Consider the following 23,661-nt stretch of genomic DNA (forward strand, 5'->3'; position numbering starts at 1 on the left):
AATATTTATCATAACCTCCTATTATAAGCAATAAAGCCAAATTATGTTGTATCATTACCAGCTATTCAAAAGAAACGTACAAGCCTTTAAAAGAGGAAATATTTAAAATTGAGCTCAGTTCTACTTCGGCTCCTATAGCCGGCCAGACATTTACCTCCACTTTCTTAGCTTCGTCATGCCTTGCTATTATTTCCTGTTGCATATTATATTATAAAAAAGACTTGCTATAGGAGTTTATCTTGCTTAACCATAAAACACTGCATCCTGCTAAAATTGTAAAAGTGCTAAGGATACTGGATTGATTATTCTGTTAGGCTTAGACTGTATTAGTAAATTATCTCGAGACAAGCCGCTAGACATGTAAACCCCTTGGCGGCACCAATAAAAAAACGGCTTAGATTTCTCTAAACCGTTTTTTATATAATATAATTTTATTTAAAATTTAAGCGTAATTCCGGCTAAAAAATTAGTTGTTGCTTGCGGATAATATCCTGCACCTTCAACAGTTTCAAAACCACTTGGAAATGTTCCGTTTTGCACATCGTAGCTAAAATAATAGCCATTAGAAACATACTTTTCATTAAAGATATTATTCACCAAAGCGGTAAACACAACTTCTTTAAAAAGCGGTGCAGTTTTCCATTGATATTGAACATTAAAATCATTTACGAAATAACTATCTAAAAGGGAGGCGTCCGACTCAATATTACTCATGTATTGTTCACCTACAAACTTGCTTAAAAAATTAAGCTGTAAATTTTTTACGGGACTGTAACGAATCATATTTCCGGCAACAATTTCGGGTGAAAAAGAAATATCCGTATCGCCAAAATTTTGCTGTTGTCCATTAAAACGAGCGCTAAAATCTTGATTTTTATTTTGACTCAAGGCTACATTAGGACGAATGCTTAGTTGGTCAGTCACTTTAATTGTTGCATCAACTTCTAATCCTAGTCGGTAACTATCGCCACTATTCTCACGCACTGCCGCTCCTTCATCATCAATTGCTCCGGTAAGTACCAACTGATTTTGATAATCCATATAGTACCCGTTTACATTTAATTGAAGTTTTTCTGAAGCAAAACGCCAACCCAATTCAAAATCGTCTAAACGCTCTTCTTCCGGATATGGATTTCCGCTAAACAATGCATTCTCATAATCGGTTCGTGTTGGCTCACGATGCGCTCTTGCAAAAGAAGCGTAAAACCGATTCTTTACATTTAATTGGTAAGTCAATCCAAATTTAGGATTGAAAAACGAAAATGAATCATCTATAGCTAACGCGATCCCTTCTTCTAATGGCCCTTGCGTGTCATAATTTATATTACGAAGCTGAAGATCTCCAAAAACGGCTAAGTTACTCGTAAGCGAATAGGTGATCTTTCCATATATATTAAAATCGGTTTTGGTAGCTTCATTTTCATAGTAGGGCTCAAACGGATCATTATTTTGTGCAAAACGCGTGTAAATAACTTCCCCAAAATGATCACCTATATACTTATTCCATCCCCCACCTATTACGGCATCAAGTTTTGAGTTTTCATAATTTAAGCTGAATGTGGTTCCGAAAAAATGATTATCTAACCAACTGGTATTGACCAAGTCTGATGTAGTTACTTCTGCTCCGTTAGCCATAAAGTTTGGTAAACCATAAAGACTTAAACTGGCATCTTCCTGGTATTCTTCGTAATAGCCTCTACCGCGTGTATAGTGTAAAGCCATGTTAGAAGACCAATTAGCATCATAGGTCTGATTCCATAACAATTGATAATGATCTTGCTGGTAATTATCGGTTTGGTTGTCATAGAACTTTTCATTACCGGCTTCATCGGTGTAAATTCCGGCGGGATTATAGGTTCTATCGTTTTTCAAAGTCTCTTCATCAATACCGTACCAAGCTTGATAAGTGCGTTCTTTACCTCCAAACATTAAGGCTTTTATAAGCGTATTATCTTCTACATAAGTTCCTTGTAGAAAATACGATTTCAGTTCAGATTCGGCGCGATCAATATAACCGTCACTTTTTATAAGTGATGCTCTTCCGGCAAACTCCCAATGATCATTAAACAAACCGGTACTAAATTTAGCAGTATGCTTATGCGTGTTATACGAACCGTAGCTATTAGCCACTTCAGCATAAGCTTCTTCGCTGTAGCGATCTGTTAAAATATTAATACTGGCTCCAAACGCCCCAGCACCATTGGTTGATGTTCCTACTCCGCGTTGCAATTGTAAATTCTCTGTAGAGGAAGCAAAATCCCCCAGATTTACCCAAAAACTCCCCTGACTTTCTGAATCGTTGTAAGGTACACCGTTAATGGTTACATTAGTTCGAGTAGCATCGCTACCACGAACACGAAGACTGGTATAGCCTACTCCGGCTCCGGCATCGGTAGTGGTCACTACTGAAGGTAAATAACTCATCAACACCGGAATGTCTTGACCTAAATTTCGCTCTTCAATCTCCTCATTTGTTAAATTACTATAGGTAATAGGTGAATCTGCATCTACCCGAATTGAAGAAAGAAAAACTTGGTCTAAGGTTTCTTGTGCATTAGTTAAATCGACATCTAAAGTTGTGTCTTTCGTTAAATTTACCTCAACGGTTTTACTGTTCCCGTAAGAGAATTTGAGGGTGTAAGTTCCCGACGGCAGCTTTAGCTGGTACTCACCCTCTAAATCGGTCATCGTACCCTTACCGGTTTCTTGAACAACCACATTTACACCGGGTAAAGTTTCTCCTTTACTGGTGACTTTTCCACTTAACGTGAATTCTTGCTGAGCAAAAACACAGAGGTTAATCATAAAAAAGATTGCGAAAAATAATACGTTTTTCATCCGTAATAATAGTTTACGAATAAAAGGGGCGATTATTCTTGATTAAAAATTTGATTAAAAAAAATCCTGATACCAAACTCACGTTAAGTCTAGATCAGGAGTACATACACAAAAAGCAGCTAGCTTGCTTTTTGAATTCCCTTGGCAGCATTACCCGCCCAGGTTCTTTGGGTATGATCTCAGCCTTACGGCACCCCTTTGAGATTTGCGGCAAAACTAATGCTTATTTTTTAATTTACCATAATTTTAAGTGCTTTATCAAACTAGGATAGTAAATTTGAATTTATTGTGAAAAATACCAAACGCTCCATAACATTTAAAGTCTTGGCCGGCTATATTTTACTGTCGGCTGTAGCCGTTATTACGGTTTGGTTTGTCTATGGAAAAATTGTAAGTCTTACACAAGTAAATACCCTAGGCAATCAAAATAATCAACGCCTTATTTTAATTAGCGATGCGGTTACGAGTTTATATACTGCAGAAGGTATTAGTAGAAACATTATTCAAAACCAACGTGTAGAGGACCTTCCTAAATTTAATGCAGAAATTGATACCATTTCAATCTTAATCGATTCGTTAAAAAAAACTTATACCGACGATGAGATTATTCCAGAATTAGACAGCATCAATCAATTATTAAGCTTAAAAGAAAAAAACTTAGTTGATTTATTAGCGCTACGTAAACAAAATAACAGCGAAAATTACTACGATCGTGTACTGAATGAATTAGAAAAAACAAATTATCTTTTTGAAGACGACAATTACCAAGAACGTTTAAAACAGTACAAACCTTATGTGCGTGAAGTCTTGGTAAAATATTTAGAATACGCCAAAGAAGACAATGCCAATACGTTGACACAGCAGTCGGCAGACTCTTTAATCAATTCCATGAAAGCGGTACTCAGCAAATTGGAAAATGAAGAACGCCGTTACCAAAATACCATTAGCACCAAAGAAAACGAACTCCTACAAAACGACCGAAAACTTTCGGCTCAACTTCGAAATTTAAGGGCTGAAATTGAACAGGAAGAAGTGCAAAAATCAGTTGCTCAAGTAACTGAATCACGTAATTTAATTCAGGAAACCTCTTCGTTGATTTTAGTTTTAGGTATTGCATGTATGCTGATTATTTTACTCTTTGTAATTTTAATTTTAAAGGACACCAATCGCAGTCAACAGTACCGTAGCGAATTGGAAAAAGCAAAATCCTATGCCGAATTTTTATTAAAACAGCGAGAGCAATTTATGGCAACAGTCACCCACGATTTACGTTCGCCATTAAATACCATTGCCGGATATTCTGATTTATTACAAAAATCATCTTTATCTGAAAAGCAACAACATTACTTGCATCAACTCAAAAAATCATCTGGTTATATTTTGCACCTTGTCAATGATTTATTGGATTTTTCTAAACTTGATGCAGGAAAAATGCGGGTAGAAAAATTGCCTTTTAATCCGAAAAATGTTATCCAAGACAGCATAGATGGTGTTATCCCAAGTGAAGATCCTAAAAATTTGCAACTTCATGTGAATGTGGAGAAAAAACTCGATCAAAATTTTTTAAGCGATCCGTTTAGAATTCAACAGATTCTTACCAACCTCATCGGAAATGCTTACAAGTTTACAGAAAAAGGAGAAATTATTATTTCAGCAGTATTAGATACTTCTTCCTTGCAAAGTAAGAAGTTAAAAATCACCATTCAAGATTCTGGGATTGGCATCAGCAAAAAACAACAGAAAATTATTTTCGAAGAATTTTCACAAGCCAAAGCATCTATAGAAAAAAAATACGGCGGTTCCGGTTTGGGCTTGGCAATTACCAAAAAATTAGTAGGCCTACTTGGCGGCAACATTCAACTGGAAAGTAAACCTACGAAAGGAAGTACGTTTATTATTTCTCTTCCTGTCGAAAATGCAAAACGAACCTTTAGCAGTACGGTTACAGAGCAAATTCAATTAAAAAACGCCAAAAACAAATTTATTCTTATTGTAGATGATGAACAATCGCAACTTGCCTTGACTCAAGAAATAGTTAAACAAAACGGATTAAAATTTGAGTCGACTACCTCGGCTAAAAAAGCTTTAAAAATCTGTAAGCGTAAAAAAATCGACTTGATTTTAAGCGATATTCAAATGCCCGAAATGAACGGTTTTCAGTTTATCAGAAAATTAAAAGCTTCTGCTAAAACCAAAGAAATACCGGTTGTAGCTCTATCCGGAAGAACAGAAATGAAGCAAGAAACATATACCGAGAAAGGCTTTGAAACCAATATCATTAAACCATTTCACGCCAACGAGCTTATACAAATAATTGCGAGAATCCTTGATTTAGAAACGGAAAAAATAGCCCAAGCCCCCTCTAAAAAATCTACTAAGTCTAAAGAAGATCTCTTCCAATTAGAAGATTTAAAAGTATTTACTGATAATGACGAAGGCTCTTTAAAAGCAATTCTAGATAGTTTTATAGAAAGTACCCGCATAAATTTGGAAGCTTTACAACAAGCGATGAGTGAGAAAAATAGCTCACAAATTGCTTTTATTGCCCACAAAATGTTGCCTATGTTGCGGCAATTGAAAGCAAGACAAGTAATAGAAGATTTATCGAAATTAGAACAGCAACACGAATTAAATTTAACCGAAGAACAAATAATTGATTTAACTAAGGAGGCTATACAAAAGTGCAAGACATTATTACATCATCTAGCCATGGAAGTTAGAGCTTGATATCGTATTGCTTTAATTTATTGTATAAGGTTTTTCGGTCAATATCAAGTATTCTAGCTGCTTTACTCTTATTTCCCCCGGCTTCTTCCAGTGCATTTATTATTAATTCTTCTTCATTTTTATTTTTAAATAAACTGTAGTTTTTTTCCTGAGTATTTTTTTCTTTGAATACCTGTGAAGGCAACACCTTGGTATGAATTAGTTTTTCTTCTGTCAATAAAACCGAACGCTTTATGATATTTTGTAATTCTCTTAAATTTCCGGGCCACGCATATTGATTGAACACGGCAATTGTTTCATCTGAAAATCCTACAATATCTTTTTCCAATTCTTGATTGGCTTTGTCTAAAAAATAATCGGCAAATAACATCAAGTCCTCATTTCGCTGTCTCAATGGCGGAACTAACACACTAAACTCGTTTAGTCGATGAAAAAGGTCTTCCCGAAAATCACCTTCTTCAACCGCTTTCTGCAAGTCTTCGTTGGTAGCGGCGATCACTCGAATATCAACTTGAATTTCCTTATTACTGCCAACCGGTTTTATATGACGTTCTTGTAAAGCTCGAAGTAATTGCACTTGCAATTCGTAGCTTAAGTTACCGATTTCGTCTAAGAATAATGTTCCTCCATTAGCCGCTTCAAAATGACCTATTTTATCATTAACAGCGCCGGTGAAGGATCCTTTTATATGTCCAAAAAATTCACTGGAAGCTATTTCTTTAGGAATTGCACCACAATCTACAGCAACAAAAGCTTCTTTTGCACGCTTGCTTTGATCGTGAATATTTTTGGCAACGTATTCTTTTCCTGTGCCGCTATCACCAATAATTAAAACCGACATATTGGTTGGTGCGACCAACTTTATATAATCGTTTAATTTTTTAGAAGCATCGCTTATACCCGCAACATAACTTTTTTTATGAGAGGCTACTTCTTCCTTTTTTAGACTCGACTTCTTTTTCTCTTCAACTTTATTTTTTTCAGTTGGTCCGGCTAATGCTTTTTGCATTGTTTGCAACATGGTTTCTGGATTAACCGGCTTAGAAATATAATCGAATGCTCCTTTTTTTATAGCGTCTACCGCCAAGTTCACTTCTGCATAACCCGTCATTAAAATTACTCTGGTGGTCGGAAAGTTTGTCTTTAATTCCGCTAAAATTTCAGTGCCATCAAAATCCGGTAACCGAACATCGGTTAGTACAAGATCAAAACGCTCCTTTTTTATGCTAGCAAAAGCATCTTTTCCCGTGTGCGACGTTTGTACATCATAACCTTTTTTCAATAAAAATGTTTCTAACATTTTGCAAAATGCCACATCATCTTCAACGAGTAAAACTTTAGCCATGGGGTGAAACGTATTTATACAAAATTAGTAATTAAGAGGTTTGAATTGGTTAAAATAAAGCAAAAAAAAGAGACCTTTTTACAAGGTCTCTTTTAGGTTGAAAAATATCAACCTACGGTACGGGGGTACACGTTTCTTTATTTTTTAATCCATTCGCCTTTTGCGTTGGCATATACCGTTTTCATTTCTGAAGCACCTTCCATTTTAAGCATAAGCTTATATTCTTTTTCATCATTCATAAAAGCTTTAGCTACATCTGCTCCTTTAAAATCTTTTTTCACAGCTTTTTTTACTGCATCTGGAAGTTGACTAGTTTTTATCTCTTTAAAACCGTCCTGTGCTTGCACTTCCATTTTTACAGCTTGCTTTTCTTGTGCTTGTGCACTTTGAGCGTTTACTTGTCCTGCACTTAATACCATTGCTGCAATCGCAGCAGTCATCATTAACTTTTTCATAATTATTAAATTTTAGTTTTTGTTATGTTGTTTAAAGTCATTTAATTAATAGAAAGTTTTATGCCAACAGATACCAATATTCACAAAAACACCATAAACCCCTGAAAACAAAGGAGTAATGGGATTTTCACAAGAATAACTAAACAAAAAAACTGGGTGTGGAATGATAAAATTTCCACAGTTGACTGTAGAAATATTACACAGGTATAAAAAAGGGAGCGATTAATCTAACGGATTTTTACGATTTGCTTTTTTCTCAGCTTGGTGTTTTTTATTTTTTAGCCGTTTGAGTTTTGCCTTTTTCGAAGGTTTTGTTTTTTTTCGGCTACGCGGAATTTTGAGTGCATCTTCCAACATTCGAAGGAAACGACTTTCTACGATCTCTTTATTTTTATGTTGGCTACGCGTATGGTCTGAAGCTATTTGAAGCACGCCTTCTTTGGTAATCCTATTTTTAAGTTTTATGGAAAGTCGCTCTTTTTCTTCTTCCAAAAAAAATGCAGAATCTTTAAGTTTCCACATCAGAACTACTTTTGTACTGGTTTTATTAGCATGCTGGCCGCCCGGACCACCACTTAAAACTGCCTTAAAATTTACTTCTGACAGAAGCTTTTCAGGATTTCTCATTTCCGGGTTGGTGATTGGGTTGAAGCAAATCGTTTACTGTTTTTACCGGATTAAAGGTACAACTGGGCACTTCTACAAAAACGGTATTCCATTTGGCCATGGCACCATTCCACAAGCCTGGTAGTTCTAAAGCTTTCAATTTTTTACCGTGTTTTGATTTTTCAGAAATAAATAGTTGGCTTTTATCTACAAAATCATTCAGATCAAATTTTCTGCCTTTAAAATCTTTAAATCCGCAAACTACATCTACGGGATTAAAATGTGTGGCTTGATCTACAATGGCTTTTTGTGTGGCATCTTTTTGATCGATTTGAGCACCTTCTATAATTTGTAAACTTGTTTCTCCTTTTTCATTTTTGATCCAAAAGGGTCCGCCGCCGGGAGCACCTTCATTTTTAACCATTCCGCAAATCCGTATGGGTTTATGGAAAGCTTTTTTAAGCTCTTCAGCAGAGTTTAAATCCAGCGTTAATCCAAATTCTTTTTTCATTAAGTGCGTTGCCCGTTGCTGTAAGGTTTCAGAAAAACCTTGTGACTCCAATTCACGTAATAGGGAAAAAATCTTTTCTTGTAACTGCAATAAAAATCCGCCGAGTATTTTTTTATAGTCAACAATTTCTTTCAACTGCTCTCGTGGAATGACATTATCTATGTTCTTAATAAAAACAACATCTGCCTCAATTTTATTTAGATTTTGAAGCAAAGCGCCATGTCCGCCGGGTCTAAAAACTAATTGATTATGTTTATTTCGAAACGGTGTATTGTCTAAATTTACAGCAATGGTATTCGTCCTTTTTTCCTGAAAAGAATAATCGATTTCAAAAGTAGTTTGGGTTGCATTCTCTAAATCAGTTTGTATAGCATCAAATCGTTCTTTAAATTTATCTAAATGATGTTCTGCAACCGTAAAGTGAATCTTTGTTTTGCCGTTAATTGAACAATATTGAGCGCTTTCATATAAATGCTCTTCAAATGCTGTAGCTGAAAAATTTTGATATTGATGAAAAGGAATTAAGCCTTTAGGTAATTGCCCGAAATTCAATTTATTTTCATCGAGCAAGGTCTTTAAAAAAGCGACTTCTTCGTTCTCTAAAGGATTTTCTATTTCCGCTAAGACTTGCTTATAAAAAGGAAACTGATTTCTAGAGGATAAAAATTTATTTACGGGCTTATATTTTTTTTGTTCTAATAAGGAAGCAAAATATTTGCCCTCGTTGATTTCTTCTAAAAATTCGAATAACAATTTAAACATCCGAGTTGCTGCTCCACTGGCGGGTACAAACTTCACAACGGCTAACTGCTTTTTAGCGGAGTCAAAATATTCTATAAAATGATCTTTATCTTTTTCGGAAATGGAAAAAACACCATTATTTAATACGGCGGCCTCCACAAGATTTGCATACGGAATTCCTTCCTTAAAGCAAGCTAATTGCTCAGCGATTATTTCTTCTGAAAGTCCGTTTTCAGTAATATATTGTTGATCTTCCTCTGTAAACTTCATAGGTTTGGGTTAGTTTTACCAAGCAACTTATCTACATGTGTAATTGCCTTTGCTAAGCGTTCTTCAAGATTCCCAGTTAGTAAAACCACATTTGTTTTATTCTCTTGAATGAGCGCATTTTTAAAATGCTGAAACATTTCTTCGCGATCATGAGGTTTATCTCGCAAGTCATCTGCTTCCCAAGGGGTATCGATATAGGTTAAAAAATATAAATCGTACCGATGTTTGCGAATATAATTTTTTAAGGGCTTATTTTCAAAATTCTCGTAATATACTTTTCCGTAATAGTAGGTTTGCAGTACATTGGTATCACAAAAAAGTACCTTATTAGCCGTTTTACTTAATTCATTTTCAGTTTGAATTTGCCCTTTTGCAATGGGGATTAAATCTTCTTTGGCACATACTTCTTGGGTTTTGTCATATTTTTCTTGTAAATAATCTCTTGCAAATTCGGGAACCCAATGCGTGTTATAATATGCTGCTAATTTTTTTGCCAAGGTAGTTTTCCCCGTAGATTCGGGACCAAACAAAACTACTTTTAGACAGTCTGAAGTTCTTTGTTCAAGAGTTTTTTCCATGCGAAATAACCATAAATTGCAATAATAGTCAATACTAAATAAAGTATAGCACTAAAAATTAATCCTTTATAAATGTAAAGCGGTACAGAGATAAAATCTCCCAAAATCCACAATAACCAATTTTCAATCTTCTTTTTGGCCATGAGCCACATGCCGACAAAAAATATTCCGGTAGTTAAAATATCGGTATAGGAAGCCCAATTTTCCCATTTATCAAAATATTCATACAATAGACTTACCCCCAGCATCGTTCCTAAAAAAATACCTAAGGCTTTTTTCCATTCAGTATTAGTGGTCGTAGTAATGGGAGTGTAATGCGTTTTGTCTACCTTTCTAGTCCAAATATACCAACCGTAAACACTCATGATAACGTAATAGGCGTTAATAATCATATCGCCTAAAAGACCATAAGAAATTAAAATATAAACCGAAATTGAAGTTCCTACCAAACCCGTAGGGTAAACTAGAATATTGTTTCGTTTAGAAAAAACAACACTCAAAATACCAAAAAAAACGCTTATTAATTCTAAAACCACAATATGTGTTGGCGTATCTTGGTATTGTGAAAAAAGCCAATCAAAAATGAGGTTCATATTCGCTTCTATCAGATTTTACAATCTTCATGTAAATCAATCCGCGATCCAAGGCTTCTAATGCTGTTTTCATTTCTTTATTCAATAAAGCCATAACCTCATCATAAGTTCCATAAACTTGGGTGCTTAATGGATTTTCTTTTACGTTAAGTCCTGAATTGCGCAAGGTCTTTATAAAGTTGACAATCGCCGGTTCGTAATCATCCTGAATTGGAGTTAAGGTTAATTCTACCGAAATATTCATATAAATTTTATTTGTAAGAATTATTGAACTTGGGTATAAACACAGGTAAAACCTTCAAACTCTAAATATTGAATTTTATAAGCTGATTTTTTTCCGTGATAATTTACCGCAGCCGTTGTTTTTTTATCATCAAAATTAAAATCTGTTACATTGATATGATGTAAAAATAATAACCCGGGAACGCTTAAAAGTTTATAAATCCCTTCTTTAGCCCCCCAAACAATAGTCAGTTTTCTGATGAGTGCATCTTCATTAGCCAATGTATGATATTCTTCTAGCGGCGTAAACTTATGCGCTATTTTTAGTATTTTCTCGCGTTGTTTTTCAATATCAATTCCAATAGGATCTTCACTAACAATAATTCCGGTGAACTCAAAAGAATGTGTTATCGAAATAAATTTACCATCTTTTAAATGCGGTTTTCCAAAATCATCGTAATACAAATCCTGATCTACATAACCGGCCTCAGCCATTAAGTGGCGAATGCTCATAAAACCCCGGCGGTGAATATCAGATTTCATACTATCCACTCGCTGTTGACAATGATCGGTCAGTTGAATACCTTTAGCCAATTGCTCGTAAGACTCTTCTATCTTCCAAATGAGGACTTTAGTACGTTCATCAACTGTTATTGTTTTGTAAAGAGCCATAAGGTTTATTAGATATTATGTATTTTTGCAATTCATAAATTGGTTAACAACAAATATAAGAATATGAGTACGAAAACAGTGCCTTACACGGCGTATAAAGTTAAAGATATTTCACTAGCAGATTGGGGAAGAAAAGAAATTGAGCTTGCTGAAGCAGAAATGCCCGGGCTCATGTCACTTCGTGAAGAATATAAAAATAAACAACCACTAAAAGGAGCTCGTATTGCAGGATGTCTACACATGACGGTACAAACTGCGGTACTTATAGAGACATTAACTTCTTTAGGTGCTAAAGTTACGTGGAGTTCTTGTAATATTTTCTCTACACAAGATCACGCAGCAGCAGCAATTGCAGCGGCTGGAATCCCGGTTTATGCGTGGAAAGGAATGACCGAAGAAGAATTTAATTGGTGTATTGAGCAAACTCTATTTTTTGGAGAAGAGCGTGAACCATTAAACATGATTTTAGATGACGGAGGCGATTTAACCAATATGGTGTTAGATGATTACCCTGAATTAGCAAAAGCTATAAAAGGACTATCTGAAGAAACCACTACGGGAGTTCATAGACTTTACGAAAGAATGAAAAACGGAACTTTACCGATGCCGGCTATCAACGTAAACGATTCGGTTACCAAATCTAAGTTTGATAATAAATACGGATGCCGCGAGAGTGCTGTTGATGCTATTAGACGTGCAACCGATGTGATGTTAGCCGGAAAACGTGTTGTAGTTTGTGGTTATGGTGATGTTGGTAAAGGTACCGCACAGTCGTTTAAAGGAGCTGGTTCTATTGTAACCGTTACAGAAATTGATCCTATTTGTGCGTTACAAGCTGCTATGGACGGTTTTGAAGTAAAAACTTTAGAGAATATGCTTCCAAAAGCAGATATTGTTATTACCACTACAGGTAATAAAGATATTGTTCGTGGCGAGCATTTTGAAGCGATGAAAGACAAAACTATTGTTTGTAACATTGGTCATTTTGATAATGAAATTGCTGTTTCTTGGTTAAATGAAAACCACGGTGATACCAAAGTTGAAATTAAACCTCAAGTAGATAAATATACTATTGACGGAAAAGATATTATTCTTCTTGCTGAAGGAAGATTGGTAAATTTAGGTTGTGCAACAGGTCACCCAAGTTTTGTAATGAGTAATTCATTTACAAACCAAACTTTAGCACAAATTGAATTATGGAACCGTTCTGAACAATACAAGAATGAGGTTTATATGCTTCCAAAGCATTTAGATGAAAAAGTTGCCAAGCTTCATTTAGAAAAAATCGGGGTAGAATTAACCCAATTAAATGAAGAACAAGCTAAATATATTGGCGTAGAAGTTAACGGCCCTTATAAGCCGGAGTACTATAGATACTAATTTTTTTCAACTACAAATAAACAAGAGGTCGTCTAAAAGATTAATAAAGCGTCATTCTGAATTCATTTCAGAATCTCAACTTACTGAAATATAAATCAGTATGAGAACCTGAATCAAGTTCAGGTTGACAAAGGTATATTAATCTTTTAGACGACCTCTTCCTTTTTTACTACTTCTCAATCTCTACTTTATAAGTAACCTCTCCTTTCCAATTAACTGCTTGTACTAGCATTTTTTCAGGTAATAAACTAACGATTAAAAATCCTTGCTCCGATTTTGAAAATTTCGTGAAATCTGAAATTCCCGTAGGACGAACTTCAGAGCCGGCGCCGGAGATAAAATGATTAGTGAAAATTCCTTTAGGTTTTAAATGCTGAATATCATGTTCATGTCCTGCAAAATATGCCGGAACTTTATATTCTTCAAAAACATGTTCTAAATGATTCCGCGTATAAGGCTCATCATTAACTCGTTTTCCCGACGTATATAATGGATGATGACCTATGACAATATTCCAATCGGCAGTTGAGTTTTTTAAGCTTTTCTCCAACCATTTTTTTTGTTTCAACGAATCCTGCTTTTTTACTTGTTTATACTTTTCCTCCGTATAATAATCGTCTTCAAACGGACTCGTATCTAAAAACACAAATTTCGCCTTGGTTTTATCATCTTCTAAAGTTTTTTCAACTTCATAGTATAAAGATGGCATATTCCAGCGTTTACTGATATGAGTATAATCTACTTGCGCTTGAATGTTACCGCGATACCCGTGATTCCCCATCACTACATACCACGGACAAAATAAATTTGACCCATAGTAAATATCTTCATAACTACTTTTTAAGAATGGATCTTGTACCGAAGCAATGCCATCAGGATAAAAATTATCCCCTGTAGAAATGATGAATTCCGGTTCTACTATAAAGCCGGCTTGTTGCATAATATGAGCTACATCAGCTTGTTTAAAGTGCCCGTTTCTTCCCCAATCGCCAATCACATAAAAATGAAGTCCATCTTCTTCAACTTGAAGCTCTTTTAAGTTATCATTTTCATTCTGATTGTAATACTTTTTTTGAGCGAAAGCTGTAATTGTGCTAAGTAGCAGGCAAAATATGATTAAGCTAGTTAGTTCCTGTAATCTTCGATAAGTCATAAAAATAAAAGTTTTTGTTATCATTCATTGCTACAAAAAGTCCGTTAGGAAACTTTTCATTTAAATACCCTGTATAGACTTCGCAGCCATCAGTTTCTGTAGTTCCTAAATTTTTAGCAAATAAAAATTCATTAGTTTTTCTGTCAAAAAAATTGAAGGTTCCTTCTTGCTGATCTGAAGCAACAATATAACCTTTCTCTTTTCCATTGTTTGCAATGGCAATACCTTCTATATCTCTATTGAATTTCTCAGCACCAAAACAAGCCAATTCTTCATTACCAGCATCAGGTTCTGCCTCATATTTTCTTATACAAACTTTTTCATCAGCATAATAAATATAACCCAGCTCCTCATCTACAGCAATGGCTTCAATTTCTTTTTCGCCGCTAAAATTACCAAACTCCCGTACCAATTTAAAAGTGATATGATCTCCGGCAGGCACTAGTTCAAATTGATGCAAATAATTGGTTTTAGGACCGTTTTTTCTTCCAACAATGGCATAGGTTTTATTGGTTTTTGGCGATTTATAGATTGAAATTCCCATAGGAAGATTCCATTCATTTTCTCGTTTTTCTTGAAATACCTTAAAACCACCCTGATCTAACGGCTTCATATCGGGTACAGAAAACAAACGGATTTGCTCGCGTTCTCTTTCAGTAAACATTAAAATATCGGTAGTTACTGAATCATTCAATTTCACCCCATAAGCTACGTCTACATTATTAGGACGTTTCATCCCGCGAAGTGTTTTCTCTTCAATAATTTTTCCATCTAGATTAAATGCATAAATAGCACCGTCGGTATCTTTATCGGTTCCAAAAACAATACTTTCTTCAGTATTTTCCTTATTCACCCAAATAGCAGGATCGTCGGTATCGTGTAATGTAGATGCTGTAATAACATCGGGTTTTATTTCTGGAAGTTGTGTGCCGCAAGCAGAAAAGCTTAACGCAATAATTGCTATCAATAATTTTTTCATAAAAATAACTTCTTAAAAGAGCTGCCAAATAAAAATTCATTTAGCAGGCTCTATATTTTATAATGTTTTTGGGTTTAGTATAAATCGTATTTAAGACCAAAGGTTAACCTTCTTTCATAAAATTCCATCTGCATAGTTCTTTTACTAGATCCTTGATAATAACGTAGTGGCTGATTGGTAATATTATTTAAATCAGCATAAATCCTTAGGTTTTTATTAATGGAATAAGACACATTAAAATCTAAGAAAAATTGGTGGTCGTAGTAACGATCTTCAAAAGCATTACCTCCTAATTCATCTAAATATGCATCAGAAAAATTAGACGATAATCGTGCGCTAAATTTCTTATCGGCATAAGAAAGAGATGCATTAAACATATTTGGTGAAGAACCCGGTAATTCTAATTCCCCGCGCTCATCTCCATCTTCATTTCTAATTCCGTTTGCGGTAGAATTTAAGAATGTATAATTGGTATAAATACTAAAGTTTTTTGCAAAACCAGGTAAGAAATCCAATTGACGTTGAAAAGCAATCTCAGCTCCATAAATGCGAGCATCGTCTCCGTTAAAAGGCTGATAAATTTCGTAACCGGTTGCTTCATCTTCTACCACATAGGTATACACAAAATCGTTAATATCTTTATAGAAAACTCCCCCTGAAAGTATTCCTACAGAACTAAAATAATATTCTGCCATAAAATCAAAATTCATAGAGGTAGTAGGATTTAATTCTGTATTTCCTAGAGAGATTTCTTCATCTTCATTATTAATAGCCTGGTAAGGAACCAAATCTATGTAGTTGGGTCTTGACAACGTATTTGTCCACGCAAAACGTAAAACGGTTTTATCATTAAGATCATATTTTAAATGAACGCCTGGTAATACATTTACATAATCACTCTCATCTTTTACTTCCATAGAACCTTCAAAATCGCCATCTTCATTGTAAATTACTTCATTCCCGATACTTTCTATTTGCGTAGCTTCTAAACGAATTCCCGCAAGCACACTCAATTTTTCAGAGACTTTTTGATTAGTCATAATATATCCGGCATATACATTTTCTTTTACTTCAAAATTTTCGCTTAAATATTCATCTTGAACCGCTTCACTTTCAAAAAGATCGGCATTATTTAAATCTAAATTCCCTAGATATGGAGCAGAAACAAAAGTTCCTGGAACATACTGATCTCCCGCTAAAAAGTCGTCTCCGGAAAAACTTTGCGTATCAACATCAGCAAGAGTTTCCATTCCGCCGGTTAAAGGTTCATACTCGAAAAAATTATTATCTCTGTATTTATTTTTGAATCTTCCACGAACCCCAAACTTGATGATTCCGTCTCCATAGCCAAAGAAATCTGAAGGTAATTCTGCGTTAGCAAAAACATTTACATCTTCTTCTTCCGTATATTGATATTCTTCGGTTAGTTCATCCAATTCAAAATCGCTTAAACTAGGGTCTTCTACTGCGGTATGTAAGGGTTTTTCCGAATTGGAAACATCATTATTTACCGCATATTCTGAAGCGTAAACCATATAGCGCTCATTTTCTCTTTCTTCTGATGCCTTTGCATACGAGCCCATCCAATCAAACTTTATATTTCCAAAAATATGATCGCCGCCTAAGGTATAATTTTGCATACGCTGATCTTCCAGCCTGCGGTTTTGATTTCTTCCCCCGGGAATTCCTCCTTTGGTTTCTCTAGCCACTTCAGCAGGAAAACGCGTTAAATTTCCATTTTGTATTTCAAAATCACCGGCTCCAATATCTTCTCCGTCTAAAATTTCAGAAGATAAGGCATAACGATTTTCACGATCATCACGCCAGTTGTACATGGACTTTAAGTAAATCGTATTATTTTCATTAAAACGATAATCAAAATTTGCAGAAAAACTGCGTCTCACACGTTGTACTAAATACTTTCTAGTTTCAAAAACCTCTGCATACGGATTCACATCTACTTCTTCTAAAATATCTTCGCCTTCAGCATTTTGTTGTCCAGTGTTATATTCAAATTCATCAGACCATTCTGCTTCAACATTATCAGATCCAAAATCGTTATCATTAATAGAAGCCGAAAGCATATAACCGAACTTTCCATCATTAGTACGATCTCCAATTAAAAATGAACCGTTTAAAATTCGTTTATCCGTAATAAAATTAATTCCCGAACCTACCGTGGCAGAAAGTCTAAAATCTTCTGGAGCCGAACGCGTTACTAAATTTACAGATCCGCCAAGTGCATCGCCATCCATATCTGGAGTTATTGCTTTATTCACCTCGATGGTCTGAATCATATCTGACGGAATTAAATCCATTTGCACATTTCGGTTATCTCCTTCAGCAGAAGGAACTCTGCTTCCGTTTAAGGTAACTGAATTTAACTGAGGCGCTAAACCTCTAACAATAATATTACGTGCTTCTCCCTGATCTACTTGCATCGTGATTCCCGGAATTCGTTTTGCAGCATCACCAATATTGGCATCGGGAAACTTCCCAATTTGTTCTGTTGAAACAATATTGGTAATATTTGTTTTGTTTTTTTGTGTGTTTAAGGCTTTAGCTTGAGCACTTAATCCACTACCAAAAATCTGTACAGTTCCTAAAGTTGTTTCGGTTGCATTTAAAACTATTTTAACTGAGGCGGTTTCTCCTGCAATTACATTTACTTCTTTTGTAATGGTTTGATAGCCTAAATATTTTATCGATAAATCATAATTACCTTCCGGAATTTCTACCAAGGTAAATTCACCATCAAAATTAGTGACCGTTCCTTTTTTAAGTTCTTGGATCATCACAGAAGCACCAGGAACATACATTCCGTTTTCATCGGTAATTGTACCCCTTACCACTCCGTCTTGAGCGTGTAAAAAGCTAAAATTTAAAGCAACAAAAAATGTTACAAGCATTAATTTTAAATTCATAATTTAGTTTGTTTGGTTTGCATTAAAAGACGCTGCAAACCTAGCGACATCGTGTAGTCTCTACTAATTATCTACAGCAACAAAGAATGAACAAAGACAAATTTCTTGGCTACTTAAAGGCAACAATTAAGGTTTCTTTACATTGAACTAACCATTACGAAAAACAGCACTTATTTTTTACAAATTCATAAGAAAATGAACCAATTCTTGTTTGGAATTTATCGGTAATTTTTTTCTAAAACGATATCTTGCCACCCGAACACTATCTGGCGTAACTCTTAAAATGGAGGCTATTTCTTTTGAAGAAAGATTTAAGCGAAGTAGCATGGCCAAGCGTAATTCTGCCGAAGATAATTTTGAAGTTGCTATACTAGAAAGATCTTTAAAAAACTGTGGATGTATATCTTCAAAGAAATTCATAAACTCATCCCACTCATCTTCTTGCTGAAGTGCAAAATCTAGTTCTTTTGCCAAGTCTTTAATTTTAGTTTGCGTATCCATTTTAGAGCGCGAACTCATCTTTTTTAGCGTTGCCGATAAATCTGAAAGTAATTTATTTTTTTGAGCAATATTTAGGCTATACTTAGAAAGTGAAGCTGTTTTTAACTGAATTTCACCTTGAAGTTTCTTTTCTTCAATTTCCTTTTTATCCAATTCCGCTTGCAAAACTCTCTGTTCATAAGCCTGAAGTTTTGTCTTCTCCTTTCGTTTTCTATTCATAAACAAAAATGAAATACCCGAAACAATTAAAAAAGCTCCGCCACCTAACAGCATTAAATTTTGATTGGCTTTATTAATAGCATTTTGCTTTGTAAGCAATTCTATTTGCGCCTCTTTTTGCTCAGTTTCATAAATGGTTTGCAAGACATTTAACTGCCTGAAATTTTGTTTATAAAATAATTCTTCCTGAATTTTATTATATTGAAAAAGATGCTGATAAGCTGTTTTGTAATCTTTTAAAAAGGCATAAGTTTTTGCCAAATCTTTATGAGCACTTTCTATTTGATGATTTTCATTAAATTTCTCTGCAAGATGAAGTGCTTTTGTGGTATAGTCTAAGGCTTTTTTATAGCGCCCGGTTTTTCTATAAACATCACCTATATTATTCAGGACATTTATTTGTTTTCCATTGTTTACGATTACAAAATAATCATACGATTTTAAAAAATATTGATGCGCTTTTTCAAACTGATTCAGGTCTTCATAAATGCTTCCTATATTTTCATTTACAATCGCAATACCTTCCTTATCCTTTGATTGCTCAAACAACTTCAAACTTCGTTGCTGATGTTTTAAGGCTTTTAAATAATCTCCTTCTTTTTCAAAACAACTTCCCAAAATTTCTTCGGCAATTGCTTCAGCTTTCACAAACTTGTATTGCTGTGCTTGCGCCACACTTCTTAACAGATAACGTTCAGCTTTTTTATAATTTTTTAGGGCCAAATAAATATTACCCAGCCTGTTTTTTAAAATTACCTGAAGAGAATCTTCGTGTTGAGTTTTGGCTATTTTTAAGGCAGAAGTATATTGATCTACAGCTTCGGTAAAAACTTCAGCTTCCTGAAAAAAATCTCCTAACTGAAGATGTTTTTGTGCGATTAAAAAAGTAGCTTCTTTTTTTTTGGCTACATCTAATTCATTTTTAAATTGATGAAAAAGTGAATCAGAAAACTGGACTTTCTCATTCATTTTTTCAGGTTGCTGCGCTATAATAAAGCTCGAGAAAAAAAGAGAAAAAAAAAGGCAAAATAAAGTTTCATCTTTAAGGTTTTAAAAGATCAAAATTAATAATTAGTAAACCTACATTACTTGCGTTAATTCAAGGTTACAACAGGATTATGCTATGATTAATAAATTTTAAACAACAATGTAAAAACCTGTATTACAGAAAAATAACTATTGTTAACAACCTTTTTAAATCTTTTTTCGATTTTATGAAAATTCAATCAAATCATATTTTAACTTCGTTGTCCTGTAATTATGAAAGCTGCTTTTCTTAGAAAGCTGATTACAAAATAATTACAAAAAAAGTAACTGAAAATAATCTGAAAAACTATATATCATGGCCATTTTTGACAAGAGAGTTAACTACAAACCGTTTGAATATTCAGAAATTCTTCAATTTACAGAAGCCATTAATCGCTCTTTTTGGGTACATAGTGAAGTAGATTTCACAGCAGACACGCAAGATTTCCATTCGCATTTAAGTCTAGCAGAAAGAACCGCAATTAAAAATAGTTTGTTGGCCATTGCACAAATTGAGGTTGCTGTAAAATCTTTTTGGGGAAATATCTATAACCACTTTCCAAAACCAGAATTTAATGGTTTAGGAAGCACTTTTGCTGAATGTGAATTTAGACACTCAGAGGCCTATTCGCGCTTATTAGAAGTATTAGGCTATAATGATGAATTTAAAGATTTACTAGAAGTTCCTGTCATTAGAGAACGGGTAGACTATCTTTCTAAAGCATTAGAAAATGCCAATTCAGAGGACAATAAAAAATATGTAGTTTCTTTAATCTTATTTTCTATTCTTATAGAAAACGTTTCTCTTTTCAGTCAATTTGCCATCATTTTATCCTTTACCCGCTTTAAAGGACTCATGAAAAATGTAAGCAATATTATTGCGTGGACTTCTGTAGACGAACAAATTCATGCCAATGCAGGTATTTATTTGGTGAATAAAATTAAAGAAGAATACCCAGACTTTTTTGATGAAGCAACCATCACTCATATTCAAGAAACCGTAAAACACTCCTTAGATATAGAAGGGAAAATTTTAGACTGGATTTTTGAAGATGGCGAATTGGAGAACGTAAAGAAAAAGGACTTACTGAACTTTATGAAATTCCGTATAGATGATAGCATGGAAAAAATTGGAATGGAAAAAATTTACCATACCACTTCTGAAGAATACGCACCAATGCGCTGGTTTGAAGAAGAAGTTTTTGCCAATAGCCTAGACGATTTCTTTGCTAAAAGACCTGTAGATTACACAAAACACGATAAAAGCATTACAGCTGACGATTTATTCTAATAAAAAAATTGAAGAAGAAAAAAATATGTTCACAAGCGAATTACCATTAATAGATGAAAAAGATGTTTCCTTAAGAGGCAAACTTTGGTGGAAAAATGAAGAAAGCGAGCAAATATTAAACCGCGGGTATCTTTTAAAAGGAGAAACCGTAGAAGGCGCAATAGATAGAATTACAACAGCTGCAGCCAAAAGATTATATAAACCGGAATTAAAAGAATCTTTTCAAGAAATGATTGAACGCGGTTGGATGAGCTTAAGCTCACCAATCTGGGCAAATATGGGAACAGAAAGAGGTCTCCCTATTTCTTGCTTTAACGTTCATATTCCCGATAAAATTGAAGGAATCACTCACAAATTAGGCGAAGTAATTATGCAAACCAAAATTGGAGGAGGAACTTCCGGATATTTTGGTGACTTACGCGCTAGAGGAAGTGCCGTTACCGATAACGGAAAAAGCAGTGGAGCCGTAAGCTTTATGAAACTTTTTGACACTGCTATGGACACTATTTCTCAAGGAGGTGTTCGTCGGGGAGCATTTGCTACTTACCTAGATATTGACCATCCGGATATTGGAGAGTTTTTAAAGATTAAGAATATTGGTAACCCCATTCAAAATCTTTTCTATGGGGTTTGCGTTCCAGATTATTGGATGCAAGAAATGGTAGAAGGCGATAGCGAAAAAAGACAAATCTGGGCCAAAGTTCTAGAAAGCAGACAACAAAAAGGATTGCCGTATATTTTCTTTTCAGATAATGTTAACCGAAATAAACCTCAAGTTTACAAAGATCTGAACATGCAAATTAATGCCAGCAACCTATGTTCTGAAATTATGCTGCCTTCTAATGAAGAAGAATCATTTATCTGCTGTTTATCTTCTATGAATTTGGAACTCTATGATGAATGGAAAAATACCGAAGCTGTAAAATTAGCGACTTTCTTTCTAGATGCGGTCTTAGAAGAATTTATTCAAAAAACAGAAGGAAATCATTACCTGAACTCAGCTAATAAATTTGCTAAACGCCATAGAGCATTAGGACTTGGCGTATTGGGATGGCATTCCTATCTTCAGAAGAATAACATTCCATTTGAAAGTATGGAAGCTAAAATGAAGACTACTGAGATTTTTCAACATATTAGAGAAAAAGCAGACAAAGCAACCGAAGATTTAGCAAGAATCTATGGTGAACCTGAAGTTTTAAAAGGCTATGGGAGAAGAAATACTACAACTTTAGCCATTGCACCTACAACATCCTCATCTGCTATTTTAGGACAAACCTCTCCGGGTATTGAACCTTTCAGCAGTAATTATTATAAGGCCGGACTTTCTAAAGGTAATTTCATTAGAAAAAATAAATACTTACGAAAATTACTTCAAGAAAAAGGAATTGATAATGAGGACACGTGGAGAGATATTATGCTGGACAATGGTAGTGTTCAAAAATTAGATGCATTAACAGAACACGAAAAATCGGTTTTTAAAACTTTTAAAGAAATCAGCCAGTTAGAGATCATTCAACAGGCTTCTATCAGGCAAAAGCATATTGATCAATCACAAAGTTTAAATATCAACATTCCATCTTCGTTAGCTATTAAAGAAGTAAATCAATTAATCATTGAAGCTTGGAAACTTGGCATTAAGACCTTGTACTACCAACGAAGCCAAAGTGTTTCTAAAGAAATGGTAAACAATTTAGTAAACTGCAGCAGCTGTGAGTCTTAAAACTCATAGCTGCAAAGTTTGCGGCATAAAAAAGCCTTCAGAAATCTGAAGGCTTTTTTTTATTGCTTAAAAGAAAAAAGTTAAGCTTCAAACGGTTCAATAGAAACGTAAGACTTATTGTTCTTCTTTTTTGAAAACTTTACAACACCATCAATTTTAGCATGTAATGTATGATCTTTTCCTGCGTACACGTTATCTCCTGGATTGTGTGCAGTACCTCTTTGTCTAACGATAATGTTTCCGGCAACGGCTGGCTGACCTCCAAAGATCTTAACGCCTAATCGTTTCGATTCTGACTCTCTACCGTTTTTAGAACTACCGACTCCTTTTTTATGTGCCATCTTCTATTAAGTTTTTAGTAGATTAATATTATTTGCTTAAAGCTTCAATTAATTCAGCTTTCTTCATTGAAGAGTATCCTTCAAGCCCTTTTTCTTTAGCCATTTCTTTCAATTCGGCTACAGTGTTCTTGCTTAAATCATCTCCTTTAGAAGCTTCTTTTTTAGTCTCTGTTTTTTTGTTATCAGAAGAAGTCTTTTTCTTTCCTCCTTTAACATTGATGTCACCAATAACAATTTCTGTTAATGATTGACGGTGACCATTTTTTACACGGTAACCTTTACGTCTTTTCTTTTTAAAGACGATTACTTTGTCTCCTTTAAGATGACGAGTAATTTTTGCTCCTACAAGAGCTCCTTCTATAACCGGGGCGCCTAAAGTAACATTGTCTCCGTCTCCGGTAAGAAGAACCTTATCAAAAGATAAGCTATCACCTTCTTTCCCGTCTAAACGGTTAACAAAAACTTTTTGGTCTTTCGCAACTTTAAATTGCTGCCCTGCTATCTCTACAATTGCGTACATAGCGTAACGTTTAGTTAAAATTAATTATTTAAAAATGGATGCAAATATA

General features: G+C 34.6%; 19 protein-coding genes. 4 read left to right on the forward strand and 15 right to left on the reverse strand.

Translation table 11 applies throughout. The annotated features are described in order from the left end of the window. Positions 1 to 435: 435 nt before the first annotated feature. Positions 436 to 2,838 carry a TonB-dependent receptor gene (locus D9R05_RS03470; protein WP_121665847.1) on the reverse strand — a complete coding sequence of 801 codons (2,403 nt, stop codon included), beginning with the start codon at positions 2,836 to 2,838 and terminating at the stop codon, positions 436 to 438. A 288-nt stretch (positions 2,839 to 3,126) separates the two neighbouring features. Here D9R05_RS03470 and D9R05_RS03475 point away from each other — a divergent pair, with 288 nt between their 5' ends. Continuing rightward, the gene (locus D9R05_RS03475; protein WP_162984884.1) at positions 3,127 to 5,565 is read left to right on the forward strand and encodes a hybrid sensor histidine kinase/response regulator; all 2,439 of its coding nucleotides are present in this window, start codon (positions 3,127 to 3,129) and stop codon (positions 5,563 to 5,565) included. On the opposite strand, the gene D9R05_RS03480 is transcribed toward D9R05_RS03475, so the two are convergent. The 8 genes from D9R05_RS03480 to D9R05_RS03515 all read right to left on the reverse strand — a co-directional run bounded on the left by D9R05_RS03480 (position 5,555) and on the right by D9R05_RS03515 (position 11,558). Continuing rightward, entirely contained in the window at positions 5,555 to 6,910 is a 1,356-nt protein-coding gene (locus D9R05_RS03480; RefSeq protein ID WP_121665849.1) for a sigma-54-dependent transcriptional regulator, read from the reverse strand. The genes D9R05_RS03475 and D9R05_RS03480 overlap by 11 nt on opposite strands. A gap of 137 nt (positions 6,911 to 7,047) precedes the next feature. Then, entirely contained in the window at positions 7,048 to 7,365 is a 318-nt protein-coding gene (locus D9R05_RS03485) for a hypothetical protein (protein ID WP_162984885.1), read from the reverse strand. A gap of 222 nt (positions 7,366 to 7,587) precedes the next feature. After that, the gene (arfB, locus tag D9R05_RS03490) at positions 7,588 to 7,992 is read right to left on the reverse strand and encodes an alternative ribosome rescue aminoacyl-tRNA hydrolase ArfB (protein WP_121665851.1); all 405 of its coding nucleotides are present in this window, start codon (positions 7,990 to 7,992) and stop codon (positions 7,588 to 7,590) included. Then, complete coding sequence (locus D9R05_RS03495) at positions 7,979 to 9,493, reverse strand: DUF4301 family protein (RefSeq protein WP_121665852.1); 1,515 nt, start codon at positions 9,491 to 9,493, stop codon at positions 7,979 to 7,981. Before D9R05_RS03495 ends, arfB begins: the two co-directional genes overlap by 14 nt. Continuing rightward, on the reverse strand, positions 9,490 to 10,071 hold the full coding sequence (locus tag D9R05_RS03500; RefSeq protein WP_121665853.1) for an AAA family ATPase: 582 nt from the start codon (positions 10,069 to 10,071) through the stop codon (positions 9,490 to 9,492). The genes D9R05_RS03495 and D9R05_RS03500 overlap by 4 nt, the downstream gene beginning before the upstream one ends. After that, on the reverse strand, positions 10,032 to 10,664 hold the full coding sequence (gene pnuC, locus D9R05_RS03505; RefSeq protein ID WP_121665854.1) for a nicotinamide riboside transporter PnuC: 633 nt from the start codon (positions 10,662 to 10,664) through the stop codon (positions 10,032 to 10,034). The genes D9R05_RS03500 and pnuC overlap by 40 nt, the downstream gene beginning before the upstream one ends. Further along, on the reverse strand, positions 10,648 to 10,908 hold the full coding sequence (locus D9R05_RS03510; RefSeq protein WP_121665855.1) for a thiamine-binding protein: 261 nt from the start codon (positions 10,906 to 10,908) through the stop codon (positions 10,648 to 10,650). The genes pnuC and D9R05_RS03510 overlap by 17 nt, the downstream gene beginning before the upstream one ends. 20 nt (positions 10,909 to 10,928) lie before the next feature. Continuing rightward, positions 10,929 to 11,558 (reverse strand): 4'-phosphopantetheinyl transferase family protein, encoded by a 630-nt coding sequence (locus D9R05_RS03515; RefSeq protein WP_121665856.1) that lies wholly within the window; start codon positions 11,556 to 11,558, stop codon positions 10,929 to 10,931. A gap of 63 nt (positions 11,559 to 11,621) precedes the next feature. Here D9R05_RS03515 and ahcY point away from each other — a divergent pair, with 63 nt between their 5' ends. Continuing rightward, positions 11,622 to 12,938: an adenosylhomocysteinase gene (gene ahcY, locus D9R05_RS03520; RefSeq protein ID WP_121665857.1), complete on the forward strand. Its 1,317-nt coding sequence runs from the start codon at positions 11,622 to 11,624 to the stop codon at positions 12,936 to 12,938. Between the two features lie 169 nt (positions 12,939 to 13,107). Here ahcY and D9R05_RS03525 read toward each other — a convergent pair whose 3' ends face one another. The 4 genes from D9R05_RS03525 to D9R05_RS03540 all read right to left on the reverse strand — a co-directional run bounded on the left by D9R05_RS03525 (position 13,108) and on the right by D9R05_RS03540 (position 19,683). Beyond that, positions 13,108 to 14,091, reverse strand: coding sequence for a metallophosphoesterase (locus tag D9R05_RS03525; protein ID WP_162984886.1), 984 nt, complete (start codon positions 14,089 to 14,091; stop codon positions 13,108 to 13,110). Beyond that, positions 14,060 to 15,070 (reverse strand): phytase, encoded by a 1,011-nt coding sequence (locus tag D9R05_RS03530; RefSeq protein ID WP_121665859.1) that lies wholly within the window; start codon positions 15,068 to 15,070, stop codon positions 14,060 to 14,062. Before D9R05_RS03530 ends, D9R05_RS03525 begins: the two co-directional genes overlap by 32 nt. A gap of 74 nt (positions 15,071 to 15,144) precedes the next feature. Continuing rightward, positions 15,145 to 17,994, reverse strand: coding sequence for a TonB-dependent receptor (locus tag D9R05_RS03535; RefSeq protein ID WP_162984887.1), 2,850 nt, complete (start codon positions 17,992 to 17,994; stop codon positions 15,145 to 15,147). Between the two features lie 177 nt (positions 17,995 to 18,171). Next, positions 18,172 to 19,683 carry a tetratricopeptide repeat protein gene (locus D9R05_RS03540; RefSeq protein ID WP_121665860.1) on the reverse strand — a complete coding sequence of 504 codons (1,512 nt, stop codon included), beginning with the start codon at positions 19,681 to 19,683 and terminating at the stop codon, positions 18,172 to 18,174. A 373-nt stretch (positions 19,684 to 20,056) separates the two neighbouring features. Here D9R05_RS03540 and D9R05_RS03545 point away from each other — a divergent pair, with 373 nt between their 5' ends. After that, on the forward strand, positions 20,057 to 21,031 hold the full coding sequence (locus D9R05_RS03545; RefSeq protein ID WP_121665861.1) for a ribonucleotide-diphosphate reductase subunit beta: 975 nt from the start codon (positions 20,057 to 20,059) through the stop codon (positions 21,029 to 21,031). Between the two features lie 25 nt (positions 21,032 to 21,056). Further along, positions 21,057 to 22,751 (forward strand): ribonucleoside-diphosphate reductase subunit alpha, encoded by a 1,695-nt coding sequence (locus D9R05_RS03550; RefSeq protein WP_121665862.1) that lies wholly within the window; start codon positions 21,057 to 21,059, stop codon positions 22,749 to 22,751. An 80-nt stretch (positions 22,752 to 22,831) separates the two neighbouring features. Here the strand turns inward: D9R05_RS03550 and rpmA are convergent, their stop codons facing one another. Beyond that, positions 22,832 to 23,092, reverse strand: coding sequence for a 50S ribosomal protein L27 (gene rpmA, locus D9R05_RS03555; protein ID WP_121665863.1), 261 nt, complete (start codon positions 23,090 to 23,092; stop codon positions 22,832 to 22,834). 28 nt (positions 23,093 to 23,120) lie between these two features. Next, a complete protein-coding gene (gene rplU, locus D9R05_RS03560) occupies positions 23,121 to 23,612 on the reverse strand; it encodes a 50S ribosomal protein L21 (protein ID WP_121665864.1) in 492 nt (163 codons plus the stop codon). Between the last annotated feature and the right edge of the window lie 49 nt (positions 23,613 to 23,661).

The organism is Mesonia aquimarina (assembly GCF_003667275.1).
In the GTDB taxonomy this organism is placed as follows: Bacteria; Bacteroidota; Bacteroidia; order Flavobacteriales; family Flavobacteriaceae; genus Mesonia; species Mesonia aquimarina.